This is a genomic window from Luteolibacter ambystomatis (genome assembly GCF_018137965.1).
Classification (GTDB): domain Bacteria; phylum Verrucomicrobiota; class Verrucomicrobiia; order Verrucomicrobiales; family Akkermansiaceae; genus Luteolibacter; species Luteolibacter ambystomatis.
Window position 1 is genome coordinate 575,559 of record NZ_CP073100.1, and the last position, 18,803, is coordinate 594,361.

Annotated in this window: 16 protein-coding genes; 5 read left to right on the forward strand and 11 right to left on the reverse strand. The window is 61.7% G+C overall.

The window, feature by feature from the left end; all coding sequences use genetic code 11:
- Positions 1-26: 26 nt before the first annotated feature.
- The 7 genes from KBB96_RS02210 to recF form a co-directional block, all read right to left on the reverse strand.
- On the reverse strand, positions 27-1,883 hold the full coding sequence (locus KBB96_RS02210) for a hypothetical protein (RefSeq protein WP_211631852.1): 1,857 nt from the start codon (positions 1,881-1,883) through the stop codon (positions 27-29).
- Positions 1,883-4,525, reverse strand: a complete 2,643-nt coding sequence (locus KBB96_RS02215; protein WP_211631853.1) for a hypothetical protein — start codon at positions 4,523-4,525, stop codon at positions 1,883-1,885. The genes KBB96_RS02210 and KBB96_RS02215 overlap by 1 nt, the downstream gene beginning before the upstream one ends.
- Before the next feature lie 12 nt (positions 4,526-4,537).
- Entirely contained in the window at positions 4,538-5,449 is a 912-nt protein-coding gene (locus tag KBB96_RS02220) for an ABC transporter ATP-binding protein (protein ID WP_211631854.1), read from the reverse strand.
- Positions 5,446-5,823: a GntR family transcriptional regulator gene (locus KBB96_RS02225; protein WP_211631855.1), complete on the reverse strand. Its 378-nt coding sequence runs from the start codon at positions 5,821-5,823 to the stop codon at positions 5,446-5,448. The genes KBB96_RS02220 and KBB96_RS02225 overlap by 4 nt, the downstream gene beginning before the upstream one ends.
- A gap of 76 nt (positions 5,824-5,899) precedes the next feature.
- A complete protein-coding gene (locus tag KBB96_RS02230) occupies positions 5,900-8,446 on the reverse strand; it encodes a phosphocholine-specific phospholipase C (protein WP_211631856.1) in 2,547 nt (848 codons plus the stop codon).
- A gap of 143 nt (positions 8,447-8,589) precedes the next feature.
- Positions 8,590-9,108: a hypothetical protein gene (locus tag KBB96_RS02235; protein ID WP_211631857.1), complete on the reverse strand. Its 519-nt coding sequence runs from the start codon at positions 9,106-9,108 to the stop codon at positions 8,590-8,592.
- Between the two features lie 11 nt (positions 9,109-9,119).
- Positions 9,120-10,178 carry a DNA replication/repair protein RecF gene (recF, locus tag KBB96_RS02240; RefSeq protein ID WP_211631858.1) on the reverse strand — a complete coding sequence of 353 codons (1,059 nt, stop codon included), beginning with the start codon at positions 10,176-10,178 and terminating at the stop codon, positions 9,120-9,122.
- 201 nt (positions 10,179-10,379) lie between these two features.
- On the opposite strand from recF, the gene hisS reads away from it, so the two are divergent.
- From hisS to KBB96_RS02255, 3 genes are all read left to right on the forward strand, one after another.
- Positions 10,380-11,675, forward strand: a complete 1,296-nt coding sequence (hisS, locus tag KBB96_RS02245) for a histidine--tRNA ligase (protein WP_211631859.1) — start codon at positions 10,380-10,382, stop codon at positions 11,673-11,675.
- A 61-nt stretch (positions 11,676-11,736) separates the two neighbouring features.
- Positions 11,737-13,515, forward strand: coding sequence for an aspartate--tRNA ligase (gene aspS, locus KBB96_RS02250; RefSeq protein WP_211631860.1), 1,779 nt, complete (start codon positions 11,737-11,739; stop codon positions 13,513-13,515).
- 126 nt (positions 13,516-13,641) lie between these two features.
- On the forward strand, positions 13,642-13,827 hold the full coding sequence (locus KBB96_RS02255; RefSeq protein WP_211631861.1) for a hypothetical protein: 186 nt from the start codon (positions 13,642-13,644) through the stop codon (positions 13,825-13,827).
- Positions 13,828-14,072: 245 nt separating this feature from the next.
- On the opposite strand, the gene KBB96_RS02260 is transcribed toward KBB96_RS02255, so the two are convergent.
- Positions 14,073-14,417 (reverse strand): hypothetical protein, encoded by a 345-nt coding sequence (locus KBB96_RS02260; RefSeq protein WP_211631862.1) that lies wholly within the window; start codon positions 14,415-14,417, stop codon positions 14,073-14,075.
- 131 nt (positions 14,418-14,548) lie between these two features.
- Between KBB96_RS02260 and KBB96_RS02265 the strand changes: the two genes are divergently transcribed.
- Both KBB96_RS02265 and KBB96_RS02270 read left to right on the forward strand, forming a co-directional pair.
- Entirely contained in the window at positions 14,549-14,776 is a 228-nt protein-coding gene (locus tag KBB96_RS02265; RefSeq protein ID WP_211631863.1) for a hypothetical protein, read from the forward strand.
- 80 nt (positions 14,777-14,856) lie between these two features.
- On the forward strand, positions 14,857-16,428 hold the full coding sequence (locus KBB96_RS02270) for a c-type cytochrome domain-containing protein (RefSeq protein WP_211631864.1): 1,572 nt from the start codon (positions 14,857-14,859) through the stop codon (positions 16,426-16,428).
- 7 nt (positions 16,429-16,435) lie between these two features.
- Here the strand turns inward: KBB96_RS02270 and mutM are convergent, their stop codons facing one another.
- The 3 genes from mutM to KBB96_RS02285 all read right to left on the reverse strand — a co-directional run bounded on the left by mutM (position 16,436) and on the right by KBB96_RS02285 (position 18,722).
- Positions 16,436-17,254 carry a bifunctional DNA-formamidopyrimidine glycosylase/DNA-(apurinic or apyrimidinic site) lyase gene (gene mutM, locus KBB96_RS02275; RefSeq protein WP_211631865.1) on the reverse strand — a complete coding sequence of 273 codons (819 nt, stop codon included), beginning with the start codon at positions 17,252-17,254 and terminating at the stop codon, positions 16,436-16,438.
- A gap of 3 nt (positions 17,255-17,257) precedes the next feature.
- Complete coding sequence (trhA, locus tag KBB96_RS02280) at positions 17,258-17,908, reverse strand: PAQR family membrane homeostasis protein TrhA (RefSeq protein WP_211631866.1); 651 nt, start codon at positions 17,906-17,908, stop codon at positions 17,258-17,260.
- Between the two features lie 160 nt (positions 17,909-18,068).
- Positions 18,069-18,722, reverse strand: coding sequence for a phosphoribosylanthranilate isomerase (locus tag KBB96_RS02285; RefSeq protein WP_211631867.1), 654 nt, complete (start codon positions 18,720-18,722; stop codon positions 18,069-18,071).
- Positions 18,723-18,803 lie beyond the last annotated feature (81 nt).

Genomic DNA, 18,803 nt, shown 5'->3' on the forward strand with positions numbered 1-18,803 from the left:
GCCGGGCGGGGTGTTTTGTTTGCAGATCACTTCAGCCGGAACTTTCCGCTCTCCCGGTTCCACTCCAGTTGATCGATATGGGAGCGGAGAAATCCGATCACGTCGGGCTGGGTGCTTTCCAAAACGGCTGCCACCCGGGATTTTTCGTCTTCTTCACCGTGAGCGGCTTCTTCCGCCAGGTAACGCAGCGCGGAAACGTCACCCTCCCGGGCCGCCCAGGTGGCGAATGTCGGCATGGTTTCCCTGTCATCCGGCTTCTGAAGATACTTTACTCGTTTCCAACCGTTTTTCGCAAAGCCGCTCCAGTCGAAATTGGGCTGCGCCTTCAAGACTGCCTCCAGAGTTTCCACCTCGGGACCGAGCCGCATGGCCAGGGCGGCCAGATCGGCTGAAAGGGCCGGGTCCTTTTCTTCCGCCAATGCCTGGAGGCAGGTGGCATCAAGCGTGATTCTCTCTTTGGCGAAGTTCCGCAGCAGGGGCATCGCTTCCGTGCGCCATCCCTTCTTGAGAAAAATCCCCCCGAGCCGCGGATCGGTTGTCATGCGCTCCAACAAGGCCGGCTTGTCGGTTTCCGCCGCATGCTCGAGGAGATAAAGGCCGATGACATTGTCCCACGCGAAATCGGACCATGGATGCCGTTTCAACATGAACGGAACCAGGCCGGCGGGAAGTTTGCGTCCGGCGTAGGCCTTGGCCTCCTCGGAGGAACGGAAAGCCAGGTCCTGATCATCGAGCAGGCGTGTCGCCCTTCCTTCGAGGCCCGTCGGGCGTTGTTGTTGGAATCCGCGGCTTTGTTCCCGTGGTGCTTCCACCACGGTGGCGCTCATGTCCGCCACATAGATCAGCAGCTCCGCTCCCCGGAGTTCCTCTCCGTCTTTCAGTGTGGACCACGGCATCATGCGGGGTGATGCCGCGGAGCCGGATATGAGCACACGGTTGACCGGACACAGGGGGACCGGAGAGGGAATCATGCGGACTTTCCGTTGCAGGCAGTCGGCATGGTCGCCGTCAGCATACTTCACCACCAGCATGGCTCCCTGGAGTTGGCGTGCCAAAGCGTTGTTCGCACATAGAAACTCCAGATCGAACTCCACCCGATCTCCGGAGGTGCGGACGCTGGTCACACGTCCGGGTTCTCCCGGCACTTCGGTGACAGCCCCCGGTTGCAAAGGGAGACGGGTCAGCAATGAGGAGGCGATCCGATGTCCGTCCAGGCCATGGGGTTCTTCGATCCACTGTACTCCCGCCAGCGAGGTTGCCCGTACGGTGGAATCCAGAGGCCAGGGAGGATCCAGCCAATGGTCCGCCTGGCCGGAGTAGCTGATCCAGCCGAACATGCGGTAGGGGAGGAGTGCCACTATCGCGACCAAGGCCACCACCAGGGTAACGATCAGCCTCTTTCTCCATCGCGGAGTGAACCACGTGAGAAAGCATCCGATCGCATAGACTCCGATCGCTCCCGCTCCGAAGGTTCCCAACGGCGTCAGCCATGATTCAAAAAGGATCAACCCCCACTGGTGGAGATCCGGAGAAGTGGTGATGCCGATGGCTGCCGCGCGAAAAAGCAGGGGCGGGAGGAATACGATGAGGTAGGTGACCAGCGGCAGGCAGATCATCATCCGTTTTGCCATGGGCCGGGTGCGCCAGCCGCCCTGGGTCCGTAGCATGGTCTCCGATAGTCCCAGCCGGAGGATCAACCAACAGGCTGCCACGCTTTCGAACATCTCCGGGCGGAATCCGCGGTAGAGCATGTCATGGGTCGCTTCCGGAAAATCCCGGCGCAGGATGCGGATCGACTGCCAGACGCTCAGAAGCAGCCAGATGGCAATTTCCCACCGGAAACGACGCAATGTGGTCAGGATGGAGTGGATGGAAGGATTCATCACTTGGTGGAGTTGAGGGTCCAGCGGCGGGTGAATGCATCCCAGTGGAAGTCCGTGGCGGTCCTGCCTTCGATCATCAGGGATACGGGGTCCTTGCCCTCCGGGACGGACTCCGGGGGCATCAGGACTTGGAAAACTCCGGAGGTGACGCCATAGGGCTCGTTCTGCATGACTTGTGACCAGCGTGCGAACATCCGCTCGAAGGCTTCGCGGACTCCGTGCGTGGCCGCGACCTGCAGCATGGATGAGGGGATCTGATGGTGATCACGCTGGCTTCGTTGTTTCGCCCGCTCCCAGGCTTCCCGGACTGCTTCCGTCAGACCCGGCTCCAGGCCTGGAACCCGCCGCAGCATTTGATCGGTTTCGATGTCCACGCCATCCTTCACACGCTGGAGGATGTCCGGGTAGGTGGCGGGATCTTCCAGGGATGCGAGGGCGAGAAGCGGCAGTTCGCCACGGTTCGCATCGTCCGTGACCATGCGCCGGAGCATCGGCTTGAGGTCGTTGGTCCAGCCGCGCTGCATTGCGATCTTGAGGAGCCACGTGCTTCCCTTCAGGTTTTCCGATTCCTCAGCTGCTGTTAGGAATTCTCCTTTCCGGGATTCCGGCATCGCGGCAAGCAGAGCGCCCATGGCGAATCCCCTGTAGTCGTCCGCTTCGGCGCGCAGCAGCCATGGGAGCTGCCGGGGGAGAAACTCAACGGCATCCCGTTTGGCGAGACCCGACGCGGTGTCGGCATAGGAACGGATGACCCACCTCCAGTAATCTTCCGGAGTGGAGGTGAGAGGATCAGGGCGTTCGCTGAGGACGATTTCCTTGCTGCTTGCAAAAGGTCTCAAACGGAAAGGTTTGGTGGGCAGGTTGGTCTTCCTCTCCTCCATGGAGAGCTTCACCTCCATATCCTCCACCTTGCCGAAAACGAAACCCTTGAAGACCGGCCGGAGAAGAACGAAGCGGGCCCCTGTCAGATCCACGTTCTTCGGATCATACAGCCGGTCCGCAGCCCATATCGTGCGGATGGAGGCGCACCCGGCGAGGAGGATGCACCGGGTGTCATACCTTTGGCATGACACAATCTGCCGGGTGGCCGGAAGATAGATGAACCCGATGTTCCTTTCCTTTTCGGGCGGAAGGTAGTGCATCGTGGGCCACATGCCTCCCGAATCCGATCCGAAATGGACCATTTGCAGGACCTGGACCATGGGGCCTTTGTAACTCGGGCTGTTTGGCAGATAGCGGGTCGGGCTGACATCCATCCTCACTCCGCCCGCATTCAGGCGGGCCGGGCTGGATATGGGCAGGTCCACCAGCGTTTCGTATCGGAAGACAGTGCCGACAAGACCGCTGCTGAACCGGGCCACGGTGCCGTTTGTCAGGTAGTCCGGCAGGATCGGTTCAAGGTGATCGGCCCACGGAACTTCATTTGGATAGTTGCTCATCACACGGGGTGATGCATTCCGGTCCTGTGGGAAAAATGTGGCTCCGGTTGGAAAGGAGGCCAACAGGGACTCGGACGTGGAATAGTAGCCGGGAGGTGACTGGGGCCGCGCCTTGCGAATGCCTTTGGCGATGATTCTTCCATCAACCGACAAGGTTGAATCCCCCAGCCGTTCCCAGGAGGTGAACCAACCGTCGGGCGTCCCGTTGGTGGAAATATCGGGTTGGATCTGGAGTGCTTTGATGCGGGGCAGGGGGCCGGGCTGGAAGGGAACGGGTGGTGGTTCGATTTCCGTGATTCTGGCCGGCAGGCTGCCGTTCGTGAGGGTGGGGCTGAGGTCCGGCCCGAGCTCGGTGTAGAGGCCCTTCGTGGATTCCCTTGCTTCCGCCGGAGTGGAGGCGGGTTTGTAGATGCGCGGGACGCGGAAGGCCCAGCGCACGGTTGCCGATGAACATGCCAACAAAAGAACCAGGGCGGTCACGATCCCCGTGTTGGGCCGGAGGCGTTTTTTTCCGAAGCGCAGGAACACCGCGAGTACGAGGACTCCGATCCAAAGCGTGATTGAGCCTTGCGCGGTGCTTGCGATGCCAAACGGATCGGTGACGAAGGTGAGGCCGATACCAAAGAACGGAAGGATGATGACGCCAATCGAAACCATGGCGAGGAACCCAACCATCGCCGCGACCCATCTCCAGAAACGGCCGCAAATGCATCCTAACAGGCAGGCTGCCAGCAGCCGCGGAACCACCATGCGCGTGGAAAGCCACGCCGTTTCGAGAAGGTCGGATGCCGGAAAGCGGTGGACTGCCAGGTTTAGGACGCTGAGTCCGACCAAGGGCAGAACCAGGACCACAAGCAGCAGGAGCGTCTTTGATACGATCAGATCCCAGGCTCTCAGCGGGCGGCTTGCAGTCCAGTCCACGGCGTGGATGCCGATCATGGCGGCAGAGGTGATGACCGCCAGGTTCAACACCTGGTGGGCGTAGACGTGAAGGATGTGCCCGATCCCGAACGGTTTGCCGGAAGGAGTGATGGCGTAGGAATTGTAGTCCCCGAGGATGCGTTTCGGGTCCGCCCAGGTCTCCCAGGTGAAGGTGAGGCCGGGCCATGCGACGGCCAGCATCAGCAACCATGCCAGGGCGAACAGCCACCACAGGCGGCGGAAGTCGGTCCGGATCAGCAACAGGACGATTCTCGGATTCATGGCGATGGCGGGTTATGCGTCCGAACCAACCTTGCGGGCCGAGACCTGTGCCACGAACAACTCCCGCAGGGTCAGCGGATGGATGTCCGGCTGTGGGATCTCCGGGAAAATCTTCCGCACGTTCTCGGAGAAGCGCGTGATCTCATGATCGCTGTCCACGAACCGGAGCAGGCGTCCGGACGACTTCGCGGAGATCCATCCGGGTGCCAGAGGGGGAATGGATTCGATGTAGTGCGGGAACATGATCTCCACCAACCGGTGGCGGGCGAGCAGCTCCTCCGCATTCTCGTCCAGCACGACCTTGCCATCGTTCAGCAACACGATGTGGTCGGCGAGCCGGTCCACTTCCTCGATGTCATGGGAAGACACGACGACCGCGAATTTCTCGCTCTCGGACAGTTCCAGCAGGCCGCTGATGAACTCATCACGGACGAGCGGATCCAGTCCGGAAAAGGGCTCATCCAGAATCAACAGCTCCGGCCGGTAGGCGAGCACGGAGGCAAGTGCCGCCTTCATTCGCTGCCCCCGCGAGAGGTGCTTCAGCTTGCGATCACCGGGGAGTTCGAACTGTTTGCGCAGGGTGCGTTCGAATTCGGTGTCCCATTGGGGATAAAGCGGGCGGCACCAACCGAGGAACTGGTCAATGGTCATCCACAGTGGCAGGTCCATGCCATCCGCGACGTAGCCGATCCGCTGCAAGGTCTTCGGATTCATGTTCCGTGAGTCCGTGCCGAGTACGGTGACGTGGCCGCTGTAAGGGCGGATCAGGTTGAGCGCGATCTTGAGGGCTGTCGATTTGCCCGCGCCATTCGGTCCGAGCAAGGCGGTGATCGATCCGGAGGGAACGCGGAAGGACGCGTTGTCCAGTGCCCAGGCGCGGGAGTAGCGGCAGGAAACTTCGTGGAATTCGAGCAACGTGTTCATGGTTTTTCCGAAAGTGCGCGGCGTACCGCATCAAGGGTTTCATCCGGCGTCAGGCCGAGCAGGGAGGCCTGGCGCAACAGGTCGCGGCAGGCGGGGATGAGTTGGGCCACCAGTTGCTCACGTGATCCTCCGACGGGAGTCACCACCACCATCCCGGCTCCCGGCCGGGTGGCGAGGAAACCGCTGTCGCGGAGTTCCAACACCGCCTTGTGGGCCGTGGTGGGGGAGATCCTGAGTTCCTGTGCCAGCACCCGGACCGAGGGGAACTTTTCCCCCGCTGCCAGCTCGCCCGTCAGCACGGCCCGTTGCACCGCCTTCACCAATTGGTCGGAAACGGGAATGCCATCCAGGATCTGGAAGCGGAATGGGAGCATGGCCGGGTATCAACTGTAACAGTATGAATGTTACAGTTGGGGCCGGCTGGCAAGCAGGAAATGAGGGAGAGCTTGTTCAATCCCGCCGCTGTTCTCCGGCCGGAGCTTCCCGCCTTGCAGTGGCGGTGGCGCGGCGACCGATCTGCGGATCGCTCTCGCTGTCCTCGCCGGTTTCCACACGTCCAGCGTAGCGGCGCACGAACTTCGGCGCGCCTTCCACGGTCAGTTCCAGATCATACCAGCGGGCACTGGTGGCCAGATCGACGGGGAGTTGCACGGTTTCGCCGGGAGCGAGAGTGCGGGTGATCGGAGCCATGCCATAGGCGGTGTCCGTGAGCGTGACACTCGCGGTTTTGGAGGTGTCCCGGTTGGAAAGCGTGAAGAGCAGATGCGACACCGAGTGGCTGCCGTATTCGCAGGCGACCTCCACCATCGGATCGACGGCATCTCCGCGGTATTCGCGGAAGAAGCCGTTCGGACCGTAGGTGCGGAGGTGATAGATCGAATCCTCGAAGGCATCCACCGGCCATGAGCCGGTCACACGGTCGCCCGCCTTCACCGCATAGGCCCAGCGGCGGGTCTGCTCATAGCGGAACTCGGCATCGGTGTAGCTGGCGGCATCATCGGGCCGATAGCCCTTGGGCGTGTAAACGTGGAAAGGCGCGCCCGCGGCTTTGGAACCGAAAGATTTGTCGGAAGCTTCCAGCGTGATCTCGAAGGTGCCGGTGGCGCGGTTCAAGCGTCCCTCGGCCAGCAATTCGTACGGCAGGGCGCGGGAAGGTCGTCCACCCGGCTCCTGCTGCGGCAGGAAGGAGGAGCTGTTCGGATTCGCACGGACATCCGCAATCTCTTCCAGGGCGAGCTTCCGGTAAGTCGTGGGTGCTTCCTTGAACTTCGCGCGGTGGATCTCCTCGACGAACTGGTCGCGCTTCAAGGGCAGGGGATGCACGTCCTTTGCTCCATTGTGTGGACGGAAGGCCGAAGTGAGATCGCCGCAGACCGTGCGGCGCCAGGCGCTGATGTGCGGCTCATGAACCGGCTTGGAAAGCTTCCGGCCGAGGAAGGTTTCGAGAAACTGAAGCACCGAGGTGTGATCGAAGACCTGGGAGCACACATTGCCGCCACGGCTCCACGGCGAGGCGATCACCAGCGGCACGCGGTAGCCGAGACCGATGGGGTGGCCGCGTTCATCGAACTCCAGCCGCGTGTCCAATCCCTCCGAGGCGGCACCGCTGCCCGCGATGTCCGGATGCGGTGGCGTGAAAGGCGGCACGTGGTCATAGTAGCCGTCGTTCTCATCGTAGGTGAGAATGAAGATCGTCTTCTTCCAGACCTCCGGATTTCTCGTGAGGATGTCGAGCACCTCGGAAACATACCAGGCTCCATACCATGGCGCGCTTGGGTGATCGGAGAAGTTCTGCGCCGCGACCAACCACGAAACGGTCGGGAGCTTGCCGGTGTCGACGTCCTTGCGGAACTGGTGCAACACGTCGCCCGCGGGCACGGGAACCTCGCGGTCTTCCTGGCCCTCGCGGTATTTCAGCTTGGCGAGCTGCCGCTGCTGCGGATCGCCGGTGTTGGTCGTGAAAGCGCGCTTGTGGATGGATTGCTCGCGCGGCGTGAGCTTGGCGAAGTTCTCCGGACCGCAGCGGACCAGTTCCTCCTCGATCTTCGCGAGCTCCTTGGCTGCCTTGTCACGCGCCGCCTGCGCCTTTTCCGGGTCTTCATCGGGAGCGGGCTGGGTATCGAGCTTCTTCTTGAGCACCGCCGCACGACGTTTGAGGTAGGCGCTGTGAGCCGGGTGGAACTCCACGTGATACTGGGAGAAATACTCCATCGGATTGTCACCGAAGTTTCCGAGCCACGGATCTTCCGCGCCCTGGAAGCCGGTGGGAAGGTCCAGCTCGTTCTGATAGATCTTCCACGGCACGCCGAGATCCTCCAGCCGCTCCGGGAAGGTGGTCCAGTCGGCGTGGGTGGCATGATCGATCTGGCCGTTGCTCAGCCGCACGCGCGCGTTTGGATCACGGGGATCGCGGTTGGTGCCGGTCCAGAGGAAGAGGCGGTTCGGAGTGGTGCAGGTCTGCGCCGAGCAGAAGTGCTGGTCGCAGATGGTGAAGGCATCCGCGAAGGCGTGGTAGAAGGGAATGTCACGGCGGTCATAGTAGCCCAGCGTGAGCGGGATGCCGGCGTAGTCCTGATGGGATGATTTCTTCGCCTTCAGCCAGCGGTCGTGCCTGCCCTTGTTGCCTGCGGCCACCTGCGATCCACGGTCGTGAGGGAGGTCGCGCATCCAGGTGGCCTTCGACTCATGAATGTTCAGGCAGAACGGCGTGTAGGTATCGCCCTTCGCATCCGTTTGGAGAAACACCGGATTGCCGTCGGGGAGGGTGATCGCGCGGGGATCCTCAAAGCCACGGACACCACGCAGGGAGCCGAAGGCATGGTCGAACGAGCGGTTTTCCTGCATCAGGATCACCACGTGCTCCGCGTCCAGGAAGGTACTGCCATCCGCGGGCTGGATCTCCAGCGCCTTCAGGATCGAGGGCGGAATTGTGGCGAGGGTGCCGAGCCCGCCGGAGAGCATGGCGGCGTGCTTGAGGAAATCGCGTCGGGAAAACATGGCGGGAAGGGGACCGTGCAAAAGAATCCCGTCACGTAAGGCCGGTGGCGACGGCATATTTCAATCCGACGCGGGAATTTGCGATTTGGACAGGGAAAGATGGCCGATCGACAACGGCTCAGCCCTCTGGCCGGGTCGGGAGGTCAGAACCCGCGCGAAGGATGCGTCGCGATCCTGGCGGTAGGCATCGCGACTTCGGAGATACCGGTGTCGAGGCAGCTTTGCTTCACGCTGAGGAGGGCTTCTTCGGTAACGGAGGAAGGGGCGGATAGGACGGCCGAAGCTTGGGAAGGAGGGACCTTGAGTGCCGCGGCCAGTTGTTTCGGCAGGCGTTCCATCGTGACGGTGGTGCCGTTGACGGCCACGCGCTTCGAATCGAGAATTTCGATGCACACTTGTTGCTTCGGTTGGCTGCGGCGCACTTCCGATGCGGCGTAGTCGCTGGCATTCGAGAGCTCCTGGCGTGTCTTGTCCCGGTCATGCAGCAAGGTGGCGGCCACCGATCCGCCGGTGATGATCGCAAGAGTGCCGGAGATGGAGATGACGCCGAGCGTCATCTTGAGGATGCGCCGTTTCCAAGGCACTGAGATCCAGATCAAACCGGTGATCACCAACCAGAGGGAGGCCGCGGCAAGAGACGCCAGCGTATAGGATAACGGCATTGCCGATTGATCTATCGGGTCACGCTGCCGCTGCCAACTGTGAACCGGGCCAGATTTTCCAATTCGGGGGTCTCCTTCAACCAGTCCAGCGTGGTGGTGGTGATCCATTTCTGTGCCGCTCCCGGAAGATGATGCATCAGAGCGTTGCGGCGCCCCGGATCGAGCTCGCCGAAGATGTCGTCCATGAGATAGACCGGGAGTCTGCCACCGAGTTGCTCCAACAGTTTTCCCTGTGCCAGTTTCAGAGCGAGGGCGAGCGTGCGCTGCTGCCCCTCGCTGGCGAATTCGGAGGCGGCCAGGCCGTGGAGCCGCAGTTCGAGGTCGTCGCGGTGCGGACCCACGACCGATTGTCGCAGACGGCGCTCACGCTCGCGGGCGTGTTCGAGGGCGCTGCGCAGACAGATGCCACCGGAAGGGCGGTAGGCGAGGGTGAGGGGTTCGGCTTTGCCGCTGACCTCGGCTTGGGCGGCGGCGGCAAGCGGTTCGAGAGCGGTGACCAATTTCGTGCGGCTGGCGGTCAGTTCCGTGCCGTGCTCGATCAGGATCTCCTCGTAAGCGGCGATCTCCGCCTCATTCGGCCGGCTTTCCTTGAGCAGCAGGCTTTTCGACTTGAGAGCCACCTTGTAGCGCGCCCACGCGCGGCGATAGCCGGGATCGAGTTGGGCTCCGAGGAAATCGAGGTAGCGGCGGCGGATCTCGCCTGAGCCACGGACCAGATCGAGATCCTCATTGCCCATCCACACCACCAGCCCGCCATCGGCGAGATACTTGGATTGTCCGTCGCGGGATTCTCCATCGACGGTCAATGCCAGCCCTTCCTTGGAGAACCGCACCTTCCGCTCCTGTTCCCACGTCTCCCCGGCAATGCCGAAATGCCCGGTGCCAACCCGGGCCATGGTCGCCATCCGGCGGGTGCGGGGCGAGTGGAGACGGGTCAGCACGCAGATCGCCTCAAGGATCGAGGTCTTCCCCTGGGCATTTTCGCCCGTGAAGACACCGCCTGCTGCCGGAAGCTCAAGATCGAGACCGGAAAAGCAGCGGAAATCCAACAGACGGAGGGTGCGGACCACGAGGAAGGGCTTACGTGGGAACGGGCATTTTGACCACGGATTACACGGATTGGATGGATTTTCCGATGCGTGGTGGCGGTTTCCAACCGCCATGCCTCTTCCTGCTGGTTGTTTCCGATAGAGGCCGGGTGGTTGGAAACCACCGCCACCGGCATTCGGGGTTGAAAACCAAGTCCTCCCGTGCATCCTCGCCGCCCGTCCATGGCTGGCCTTGCTTTCCAAGCTCTTCCCGGTTTCCGCGATTTCTCCCCCGGAGAATGCGCGGTCCGCAATTATTTGTTCGAAACCTGGCGCTCCGTGGCCCGTCGTTTCGGATTTTCGGAGTATGAAACTCCGATTTTGGAGGACACCGCACTCTACCTGAAAAAGTCCGGCGGTGAGCTTTCCTCCCAGCTTTTCCGTTTCGAAGATCAGGGAGGCCGCGACGTCACCCTGCGCCCGGAGGTGACCGCCTCGCTGGCCCGCCTCGCCGCTCAGCATCAGCGCGATTTCCCGAAACCGCTGAAGTGGTTCGAGATCGGCCAGTGCTTCCGCTACGAAAAGCCGCAGAAGGGCCGTGGTCGCGAGTTTCACCAGTTCAACGTGGACATCCTCGGCGAAGCCGGACCGGTGGCCGATGCCGAGCTGATCTCGCTGGCGATCGAAACGATGCTGGCCTTCGGTTTCGTGGAAGGGGACTTCGTGGTTCGTGTCTCCGATCGTGAAGCGTGGGTTGCCTTTGCCCGTCAGCATGGCGTGGCCGAGGAACTCATCCCGGATTTCCTGAACGTGGTCGACAAGATCGAGCGCGAGAAGCCTGAGGCCCTGGAAGCCAAGCTCCAGTCCTTCGGTCTTACGACCGGTCTGGTGAAGGGCTTCATCGCCGATCCGGCGAATGCTTCCGCGGCCTATAACGCGATCAAGGACGACCTCACCGCACGTGGCCTCGGTGCGTATCTCGAATTGGATCTCTCCATCGTCCGCGGCCTCGCCTACTACACCGGCGTGGTGTTCGAAGTCTTCGATTCGAAGAAGTCGATGCGCGCGGTCGCAGGCGGCGGTCGTTACGACACGCTGGTTTCCACCATTTCCGACGGCGGCGTGGATCTGCCCGCCACCGGCTTCGCGATGGGTGACTACGTCATTCGCAATCTGATCGAGGAAACCACCCACGCGAACATGCAGATGCAGGCTTGGCTCCAGCGCCAGGGAGCCGCTTGCGATGTCTACGTGGTGGTCGCGGACGAAACCAAGCGTGGCAACGCGTTGAAGCTCGTCACCGATCTCCGCCGTGCGGGCGTGTCCGTCGATTTCCCGCTCATCGCTGGCAATGTCGGCAAGCTCTTCAAGCGCGCCGAGCAATCCCGTGCCCGCTTCGCGCTCGTCGTCGGCAACGAATATCCGCAGCTCAAGCTCAAGATCCTTTCCGCCCGCAGCGAGGAATCCGGCGACGCCGATTCCGCTGTCGAATGGATCACCGGCCGCCTGCTTGAACCGGACGGTCCGCTGCTCGTCTGATTCCTCTGGTTCTCAGGCTTCTTCCTGAAAACCGAACACTTCAAACTGAAAACTTTCCTCTATGCGCTCCCACCACTGCAACGAACTACGTTCCTCCCACATCGGCGAAACCGTCACGCTCATCGGCTGGGTGAATACCGTCCGTGACCAGGGCGGCGTCATTTTTGTCGATCTCCGCGACCGCGAGGGCGTCACCCAGGTCGTGTTCCGTTCGGAGGAGAATGCGGAAGCCACCAAGGTCTCGCACAAGCTGCGCGATGAGGACGTGATCCAGGTGGTGGGCCGCGTGGCGAAGCGTCTCGAAGGCACCGCCAATGAGAAGCTCGGCACCGGTGAAATTGAGATCGTTGCCACCGAGTTGAACATCGTCAACAAGGCGGACGTGCTACCGTTCCAGCTCGACAAGGAGCTGTCCAACGAGGACCTGCGGATGAAGTACCGCTACCTCGACCTGCGCCGCCCGCGGATGAACCGCAACATCCGCCTGCGTCACACGATCACCTCCGCTGCCCGCCGCTATCTGGACGATGCCGGTTTCATCGAAGTCGAGACTCCGATTCTTTCCAACCCGACTCCGGAGGGCGCGCGCGACTTCCTCGTGCCCGCACGCCTGAACCCCGGTCGTTTCTACGCGCTGCCGCAGGCCCCGCAGCAGTTCAAGCAGCTCCTCATGGTCGCCGGTCTGGAGAAGTATTTCCAGATCGCCCGCTGCTTCCGTGACGAGGACCTGCGCGCCGACCGCCAGCCGGAGTTCACCCAGATCGACATCGAGGCCAGCTTCGTGACGCAGGAGGACATCATCAAGCTGGTCGAAGGCCTGCTTGGTTCGATGTTCAAGGCCGGTCTTGGCATTGAGGTGCCGCAGCCATTCCCACGCATGACCTACCGCGAGGCGATGGACCGCTTCGGTTCCGACAAGCCGGACACCCGTTACGGCAATGAGATCATCGATCTCGCCGATGTCTTCGGTGCCACCGAGTTCAAGATCTTCCGCGGCACCTTCGACAACGGTGGTGTGGTCCGCGCCATCAATGCCAAGGGCTTCGCCGGTGTGACCACCGGCCAGATGAACCGCCTCAACGAGATCGCCATCCAGGCCGGCCTGCCGGTGAAGACGCTGGCGTTCGTGAAGGCGGAAGGCGGCGAGTTCAAGAGCCCGCTGTGGAAGTTCTTCACTGATGCCGAGAAGGAGGCGCTCATTGCCAAGCTCAACATCGAGGAAGGGGACATCGTCTTCTTCGTCGCGGGCAGCCGTGACTCCGTGAGCACCATTCTCGGTCGCGTCCGTTTGGAAATCGCGGAGATGATGGAGCTGACCAAGGGCAGCACCGCCTACAACTTCCTTTGGGTCGTGGATTTCCCGCTGCTTGCGCTCGACACCGAGACCGGCAAGTGGGCCGCCGTGCATCATCCCTTCACCCGCCCGAACACCGACGACGTGCCCCTTATGGAAGGCGGCCGGTATGAGGAAGTCCGCGCCGTGGCTTATGACGTGGTGCTGAACGGCTACGAGCTGGGCGGCGGATCGATCCGTATCCACGAAAAGGACCTTCAGGCGAAGATGTTCGAAGTGCTGGGCATCAGCCCGGAGGAGCAGCAGGAGAAATTTTCCCACATCCTCGATGCCTTCCGCTTCGGCGCGCCGCCGCACGGTGGTCTGGCGCTCGGCCTGGACCGCATCGCCATGCTGGCCGCGGGTGAGGACAGCATCCGCGAGGTGATCGCCTTCCCTAAGAACAACAAGGGTGCGGATCTCATGTCCCACAGCCCTTGCCAGGTGGATTTCAAGACGCTCCGCGAAATCTACATCCAGTCCACCTACAAGGAGAAGAAGGACTGATCTTCCGCTTCCCTTCGTCCATTTTGAGCCGATGCCGCACACGGGTGGCATCGGCTCTTTTCTTGGATGGGATTGCGAAAAGCGATGGTTGCTCGACAAATTCCCCGCCGTGTGTTAGAGTCGGTCGTGACCCGATTCCTTCTTGCCGCCGCGTTTTCCGCCCTCTTCGTGTCCTGCGCTTCGCTCGCACCCGAGGATTCTCCGGGACGTACGCCGTGGTCGAAGAAGGACGAAGGTGCGGAAAAGAACCAGCTGACCGACGAGCGGGCCCTGATCAAATCGAACGAATACCAGCCGGGCTGGCAGTATTGATCGCAAGGGCGTTCGTTTCCTTTACTGGAAAGCCCGTAGCCGGAGTTGTATCACGGACTTCGTGGAGGGTTTGGCGTACGGGTTCTTTTTTGAGTGGTGTGAGCGCTTGTGTGCTGTTGCCCGGAAAGCGTTGGCTACTCGCGTGAAACCATAGCCCGCAAGTACAGCAGCCGGCCCGATGTGAATCCGGCTCTCGGGAAGATCGGGCTGTCCTCTGATGCAAGTTGGAAACTTGCACCACTTTTTCAGAACGGCTTCCGGATGCCCAGCCAGGCGGCGAGGATACCAGCGGCGAGGCAAAGGACGAGCAACACCGGGCGTGGAACGACGCCGCGTTTGGCCAGCGCGGGGGCGGCGCCGAGGAACAGCCAGAGGACGATTTTCGTGTGCCACCAGCCGCCGCTCTTCACCAGATTCTGGGTGAAGATCATGGCCAGACCCACTCCTAGAATCAGGAGCAGCGAAATCCCATGCAGCATGGCCGCCTTCTTTTTGCAATCTTCGCAGGCTCCGGCGATGATCGCGCCCATCGAGGTGAAGAGTCCGATGACGCCGGCGACGTGGAGAGTCTTGAGAAGGAGAGGATCCATGGTTGGGGTGGTTGCGTCGCCAGTGTCTCCGCCGCGGCTGGAGTGAGGCAAGGAGGAACGTCCATCCGGTGGTTCGAAAATCATCCTCCTTGTCCAATTGCGGTCCGCGATTTTCGTGCGACCATGGGGCAATGAAAAAGGGTTTCGCCTTCCTTGCCGCGCTCATGTCCGGGGGCTACCTGCTCACTTTGGGCATCGCTCCGGATCCGCTGCCGTTCATCGATGAGGCGACGGCTCTGCTCATTTTGGTCAAGTCCTTGTCGGTTTTGGGTATCGATGTTTCCCGGTTCTTACCTTTTCTCGGACGTAAAACAAGGACCCAGCCCCCTCCAGCTTCGCAACAGACTGTCGATATTTGAGGACTCTTCGTGGTCGCGGGTCTGAAAGATCGGATGTAAGATCGGGGTAGTTGAGCGGTAATTGCTCCGTACCTCGTCTTATGGCTCAAACGTCGTCCTCCTCTCGCAAACCGATCTTTTTCACCTTCGCCGGTCTGGTCACCATCGGTGCCATGATCGCCATGCCCCTGTTGGCGGGGCAGCCGGACGGGGACAAGGTGCCGGATATCGTCCGCTTCGTGGGTCGGTTCCACCCGCTGGTGCTGCATCTGCCGATCGGCATGGTGACGCTGGCGATCCTTCTGGAGCTCACGCGGCTTTTCTCCAAGGGCGAGGACAAGAAGCGCGGTGGCGCGGGCTCGCTGGTGCTTGGCTTCTGCGCCGCATCCGCGGTGGTGGCGGTGATCCTCGGCTTCCTGCTTTATCAGGGCGGTGGCTGGGATGAATCGAAGCTGGCCGAGCAACACATGTGGCGCGGCATTTTCTTTGCCGTGGCGATGATCGTGACCTTCCTCGCGAAGATGTGGTCGGATGCCGCCGGTGGTTCGGGCGCCTGGTTTTCGAAGGCCGGCCTGCTGGTTTCTACTGCCGTGATGGGCATCGCCAGCCATGATGGCGGCTCTCTTACCCACGGCGAAAACTATCTCACCGAAGAAGCCCCCGCTCCGATCCGCAAGGCGCTCGGCCTGCCGCCGAAGGACGGCAAGAGCAAGCACGAGGGTGGCTCCGATGGGGTGGCGGCCTCTCCCGAGCAACTGGTCGTTTACACCGATCTGGTGGCGCCGATCCTGGAGAAGCGCTGCACCAACTGCCACAATGCCGACAAATCGAAGGGCAAGCTCCGTCTCGATACCTACGAATTGATCGTGAAGGGCGGTAAGAACGGCTCGTCCATCGAGCCGGGCAATTTCGAGAAGAGCCATCTCACCGCGCGCATCCTGCTGCCGAAGGATGACGAGGAGCATATGCCGCCGGAAGAGAAGCCGCAGGTGGAAGAGCATGAGCTCGCCGTCCTGAAATGGTGGATTGCCTCCGGTGCCGATCCGAAGAAGACGGTCGCCGAACTCAATCCTCCCGCCGACGTGAAGGCCGCGCTGGCCAAGCTGGGCACTGGTGGTTCCTCCAAGTCTGCTGCTACGGCCAAGACCGAGGGAGGTGCTCCCGCACCAGGAGCCGCACCGAAAGCCACTCCGGCCGATCCTGCCCTGAAGACCCAGGTGGCTGGTTTTGCCAAGGAATTCCCCGGCGCGCTGACCTTCGAGTCGCAGCAGTCCCCTTATCTCACCTTTACGGCTGTTTCGCTCCGCGAGCATCTTGATGACAATGCCTTCCAGAAGCTGCAGCCGGTGGTGAAGCATCTGGTGACGGCGGACCTCTCCGCTACCAAGGTGACCGACAAGAGCGTGGCTCTGCTTTCCAGTGCGGCGAACCTCCGCATGGTGCGTCTTTCCGAGACGGGCGTGACCGATGCGTCCATCGATGCGCTGGTGAAGCTGTCGAAGCTCGAATCCGTGAACCTCTACGGCACCGCCGTTACCGATGGCGGCGTGCAGAAGCTCGCGGGCCTGCCGAACCTGAAACGCCTCTACCTGTGGCAGACGAAGGTCACCCCGCAGGCTATCGACGAGCTGAAGAAGAAGCTGCCGAATTGCGAGATCGTGACGGGAGCGTGAAGTCGCGCTACTTCTGGCACTTCGGACACCAATACGTCGACCGCTGGCCCATCACGGCATGGCGGATCGGCGTGCGGCAGACGCGGCAAGGTTCGTCCTTCCGATCGTAAACAAAGAGTTTCTGCCGGAAGTAACCGGGCTCGCCATCGGACTTCAGGAAGTCGCGAAGCGTGGTGCCGCCCTCCGCAATGGAGTCGCTCAGGACATCGCGGATGGCTTGGGTGAGACGTTTCAGACGCGATTTCGAAACCGCATTTGCAGGAGTGTCCGGCAGGATCTTCGCGCGGAAGAGTGCTTCCGAGGCATAGATGTTGCCCACGCCCACGACGGTCTTTGCGTCCATGATTGCGACCTTGATCGGGATGGAACGCTTGGCACAGGCATTGACAAGGGTCTCGACCGTGAAGTCGTCTTCCAAAGGTTCCGGTCCGAGATTGCCGAGCAGCGGATGGGCGAGAGGATCGCCACCGGAAAGATGCAGCACGATCCCGAACCGGCGCGGATCGTGAAACCTCACCTGGAGGTCGGAGGATAGCGTCAGACCCACATGGTCATGCTTTTTCCACGGTTCGGAAGGCGGGATCACTCGCAGGCTGCCGGACATTCCGAGGTGGATCAGCAGCGAAGAGCCATCGTTGAGATCGACGATGAGATACTTCGAGCGGCGGCGGATCGCGAGAACCCGGCGGCCTTCGGCTTGGGCGATCGATTCCGGGATCACCTCGCGGAGATCGCGGCGGCGGACGATGACCTCGCGGAGCGTGGTTCCCACGACATGGGGTTCGAGTCCCCGGCGGGTGGTTTCGACTTCAGGAAGTTCCGGCACGGATCAACGGAGAATGTAGAGCACAACGGCGGCGACATGGCAGGCGCTGCCAGCGAGGACGAAGAGATGCCAGATGGCGTGGTTGAATGGCAACCGCCGCCACGCGAAGAAGATCGTGCCAAGCGTGTAGCTGAGACCACCGGCGACCAGCCAGGCGAGACCGCCGGGTGGCAGGGCCTTCATCATCGGGCCGATGGCGATGACCGCCAGCCAGCCCATGGCGATGTAAAGTGCCGTGGAGATCCAGTGATCCTTCTGCCCGGCGAAGACACTCTTGATGATCACCCCGGCGAGCGCGAGGAACCACACCACGCCCAGCAGCGACCAACCCCATGGCCCCCGCAGCGAAACCAGCGTCAGCGGAGTATAGGAGCCCGCGATCAGGAGATAGATGCAAGCGTGGTCGAAGAGCTGGAACAGCGCCTTCAACCGCGGGCCGCTGAAGCAGTGGTAGAGCGTGGAGGAGAGGTAGAGCAGGATCAGCGTGCCGCCGAAGACCGAGGCGGATACCAGCTTGTAAGGCTCGCCTTTCGCGACGAGCAGCATGCCGACCAAGGCGGCCACGCTGAGGGCGGCTCCGATGCCATGAGTGATGCTGCTGGCGAGTTCCTCGCGCGGGGAATCGCACAGTTCGGAGCGGGCGCGGGTGCTCATCAATGAGGATTCATCGCCGAAGACGACGCATTTGTCGAGGTGCCACCCGCTACGCGAACATGCGGGATTCTGCGTACGTAGTTCCTCCTTCAGGAGGGTGGGGCAGAGCTTCGATAGGTCGGACAGCCTCCCAAAGCAGAGAATCTCTCCGCCTAAAGGCTCAACTCCGTACCGCCTTCAACAACGCCTCAACCTTGTCGAAGTCCTTGATACCTGGCGAAATCTCCGCGCCCGAAGCTACATCGAGCGCCGTGGGTCGCACCTGCGAAAGAGCCGCCACCGCATTTTCCGGCACGATGCCTCCCGCCAGAATCACCGGCAGATCCGGGTGATGGCGGACAAAATCCGCCGCCACGGACCAGTCGAACGTTTCACCGGTTCCGCCATACACACCCGGGGCCGGAGCATCGAGCAGGACCCCGGAAGCGTGATACTCCTCCGCCCGATTCAGATCGGCGGCGGTGTTCACCCCGAAGGCTTTGAAGAATGGAATCGCCCAGTCTTCGAGAAAGCTGGCCTGCAAAGGCGACTCATCTCCATGGAGTTGCACGGCATCAATGATGCCCGCGCGGACCATTTCGATGGCGTCGTTGATGTCCGGATTCACGAACACCCCCACGCGCAGGATTTTACCCTTCAGGTCCTTGAGCCAGGTCGCGGTCTTCGGATTGTGGTAGCGCTTCGATTTCGGCCAGAAATTCACGCCCATCGCCTCCACGCCCAGATCGACCAGCCGCTGTCCGTCTTCGGCGAGGGTGACGCCGCAGATTTTCAGGGATGGGGTGGAGGGATCGAGGAAGCGTTCGAGAAGCACGCCGGAAAGAGAGAGCGGTCGGGCGGTTCTGCCAAGCGGAAGGTGGGGATTTTTTCGTCGCTGGGAACTTGGCAGCCGCAG